The organism is Hydrogenivirga sp. (assembly GCF_056450045.1).
The window spans coordinates 1-2835 of sequence record NZ_JBWONM010000083.1; the positions used below are offsets into that span (position 1 = coordinate 1).

Consider the following 2835-nt stretch of genomic DNA (forward strand, 5'->3'; position numbering starts at 1 on the left):
CTCGCCCAGAAGCTCCTCTCGGAGGTAGAGGAGAAGCTCAGAGAGGCTAAGGAGGAGCTAAAGGGTGACTTTGTGAACTTCTCAAAGGAGGTAATCAAGGAGTTCCTCCTCACGGACGCTGTTCCAAAGGAGGAGCTTATAACGAAGCTCCTTGAAGAGGTCTTTGAGAGGAGCTTTGAGCTAAAAGGTGACGTGAAGCTCTTCCTCAACCCCAAGGACATGGAGAGAGCCTTTGAGTTCGTAGCGAGCATAAGGGAGAAGCTCAAAGACAAGATAGAGATTGAGGTTATTAAGGACGAGAGCCTTGAGGTGGGAGAGGTCAGGGTTGAGACGCCAAAGTTTGTCATAGAGAGGAAGCACCCCGAGATTGTTGATGAGATAGTTCAAGAGGTGCTAAAGAGCAGAGATGAAGGGAGTTAAGGTTTACGGGAAGGTAGTCAAGGTAAGCGGCATATACCTTGAGGCTTACAACCCTGGAAGTGCCACTGGCGACCTCGTTGAGATATACCCCTCAACGGGAAGGAGCATCTACGGTGAGGTCATAGGTTTCAACGAGGACAGATGCATAGTGATGCCTTACGGGACCCTGTCGGGTATAAAACCCGGGGATAGAGTGCTGATAAGGAGCGAGCACGTATTCACCCAAACGGGAAGAGCTCTTCTGGGGAAGGTCGTAAACCCCTTCGGGGAACCTCTCAGCGGAAAGCCCCTCTATACAACTGAGAAGGCTCCTATTGAGCTCTCCAGCGTGAACCCCCTTGAGAGGGAAAGGATAGAGGAGGTCTTTGATACAGGGGTGAGGTCTATAAACGGAATGTTCACCTTGGGGAAGGGACAGAAGGTAGGCATATTTGCAGGAGCCGGTGTGGGGAAGAGCACCCTCCTTGGCATGATAACCAACTTCAGCAATGCGGACGTTGTGGTCCTCGCCCTCATAGGTGAGAGAGGAAGGGAAGTAAGGGAGTTCGTTGAGGACGTCCTCGGAGAAGGACTAAAGAAGAGCGTAGTGGTTGTATCAACGGCGGATGAGCCTCCCATAGTCAAGGTGAAGGGTGCTCTCAGTGCCATAGTTCATGCCAAACACTTTGCCTCCCAAGGACTTGATGTCCTTCTCGTGATGGACTCCATAACGAGGTTCGCCATGGCTCAGAGGGAGATAGGTCTCGCAGCCGGAGAACCCCCGACGCTGAAGGGATACACCCCTTCTGTCTTCCACATGATGACCAACATAGTTGAGAGTTGCGGAAACTTCCAAAAGGGGAGCATAACAGGCATATTCAGCGTCCTTGTAGAAGGGGATGACATAACTCTTGACCCCGTGGCGGACGCCCTTGTGGGCGTTTTTGACGGGCACATAGTCCTTTCAAGGAAGAGGGCTAACGCAGGTCTGTACCCGGCAGTTGACCCAGTCAAGAGCCTGTCAAGGCTAATGCCCAAGCTTGTGAGCGAGGAGCACCTGAGCATGGCTATGTATGTAAAGGAGCTTCTGAGTTCCTACGAAGCTATGGAAGACCTCGTAAATCTCGGACTTTACAAGTTTGGTTCAAACCCGGCGGTTGATAAGGTCCTTGAGAACAAGGAAGCTATTGACGGCTTCTTCAAGCAGGACTTCCGTGTTAGCGTCTCCTTTGAGGAGAGCCTAAGGGAGCTTAGGGAGCTCTACACAACCCTCAAGGGCGAATCAGCTTAAAGCCTGCCTTCTCAAACTTCCTGTTGAAGGACAGAACCTCCTTGACCTTCCTCTTCTTAGCCTTAGCAGCCTTCAGGGCATCCATGAAGCTGAGCTTGCTGGAAGAGTATATCTTAACCGCTGTCTGAATAACGTCCCTGTCCTCCACGCTGAAGAGGCTGTCCATAAGCACCGTACCCACCACGTCCGAGACAACCTCCCTCTCCCAGCCGTAAACCTGCTCAAGGTAGTAAACGAGCTCAACGACCACCTCTTCCGTTACGAGGAGCTTTTCCTTTTGCCTCTCCATCTCCCTGAAGAGCCTGTCAATCTTCTCAACCTCTTCCTCCGAACCCGAGAAGAACTCCAAGAGGACCGCCGTATCTAGAAGTTTCATGATATTGAATTTTATCAACACTCAGAAAATGTCAATACATTTTTTAGAAAATGACACTTGAAAAAATCTGACATCTGCCGATATTTATACATAGCCATGGATGAGATAGTCAAGGTTATGGCAAGGGGCTTGATAGCTCTGCCCAGCGATATAAGGAAGAAGCTGGGAGTGAAAGAGGGAGACATACTGAAGGTTGAGGTAAAGGACAAGGAGGTCGTCCTCAAGAAGGAGAAGAGGATATACGACCTAAAGGGAGCTCTCTCTCAGAAGGGCAAGAAGGCAGAGCCCAAGAGCTTTGGTGAGGTTCTCGCCCAGGAGCTGAAGAGGAAGCAGGGGGAGAAGGGATGATTAATGGAAGGTACGATATAAAGCCTCCAGAGCCGAAGGTCGTAGGTCCCGATTACGTTCAGTCCTTTGACAACATGTCCCCAACTGACTTTATGAAGATATACCTTGAAACACTCAAGTTCCAGGACCCTTTCAAACAGCAGGACCTCTCCAAGTCCCTTGAGGATGTGGTGAGACTCAATCAGGTCAGGTTTTACACGGACATGAAGAACTTCATGGACGTCTTTGCCTCCTGGATGAACCAGATGACCTTCATGCAGACCATAAACCTTATAGGTAAGGAGTTCGTCTTCTCAACAGACACCATTGATACCGTCAAGGGTGGAGAGTACACGATCCTATCGGGAGAAAGGGTTAGCGACGTGACCGTGAAGATATACGATGGGGACGAGGTGATAAAGGAGATAAAGATGGACCTTGA

General features: G+C 50.2%; 5 protein-coding genes. 4 read left to right on the plus strand and 1 reads right to left on the minus strand.

Features of this window, described 5'->3' with window-relative positions:
* Together AC1HCM_RS03455 and AC1HCM_RS03460 are read left to right on the plus strand one after the other, a co-directional pair.
* Nucleotides 1–420, plus strand: a 420-nt coding sequence (locus tag AC1HCM_RS03455) for a FliH/SctL family protein (protein ID WP_479460384.1), incomplete at its 5' end; no start/stop codon positions are given.
* Entirely contained in the window at nucleotides 407–1690 is a 1284-nt protein-coding gene (locus AC1HCM_RS03460; protein WP_479460385.1) for a FliI/YscN family ATPase, read from the plus strand. The genes AC1HCM_RS03455 and AC1HCM_RS03460, both read left to right, overlap by 14 nt.
* Here the strand turns inward: AC1HCM_RS03460 and AC1HCM_RS03465 are convergent.
* Entirely contained in the window at nucleotides 1671–2066 is a 396-nt protein-coding gene (locus AC1HCM_RS03465) for a PIN domain-containing protein (protein ID WP_479460386.1), read from the minus strand. The two genes, AC1HCM_RS03460 and AC1HCM_RS03465, sit on opposite strands and share 20 nt — an antisense overlap.
* Before the next feature lie 96 nt (nucleotides 2067–2162).
* On the opposite strand from AC1HCM_RS03465, the gene AC1HCM_RS03470 reads away from it, so the two are divergent.
* Both AC1HCM_RS03470 and AC1HCM_RS03475 read left to right on the plus strand, forming a co-directional pair.
* Entirely contained in the window at nucleotides 2163–2414 is a 252-nt protein-coding gene (locus tag AC1HCM_RS03470; RefSeq protein ID WP_479460387.1) for an AbrB/MazE/SpoVT family DNA-binding domain-containing protein, read from the plus strand.
* Nucleotides 2411–2835 (plus strand): flagellar hook assembly protein FlgD (locus AC1HCM_RS03475; protein ID WP_479460388.1); only part of this gene is annotated, 425 nt, incomplete at its 3' end. The genes AC1HCM_RS03470 and AC1HCM_RS03475, both read left to right, overlap by 4 nt.

Excerpts from the sequence above, each read along its gene's own strand:
- AC1HCM_RS03460 (WP_479460385.1), top strand. The coding sequence starts at position 407 with ATGAAGGGAGTTAAGGTTTACGGGAAGGTAGTCAAGGTAAGCGGCATA.
- AC1HCM_RS03465 (WP_479460386.1), bottom strand. The coding sequence starts at position 2,066 with ATGAAACTTCTAGATACGGCGGTCCTCTTGGAGTTCTTCTCGGGTTCG.
- AC1HCM_RS03470 (WP_479460387.1), top strand. The coding sequence starts at position 2,163 with ATGGATGAGATAGTCAAGGTTATGGCAAGGGGCTTGATAGCTCTGCCC.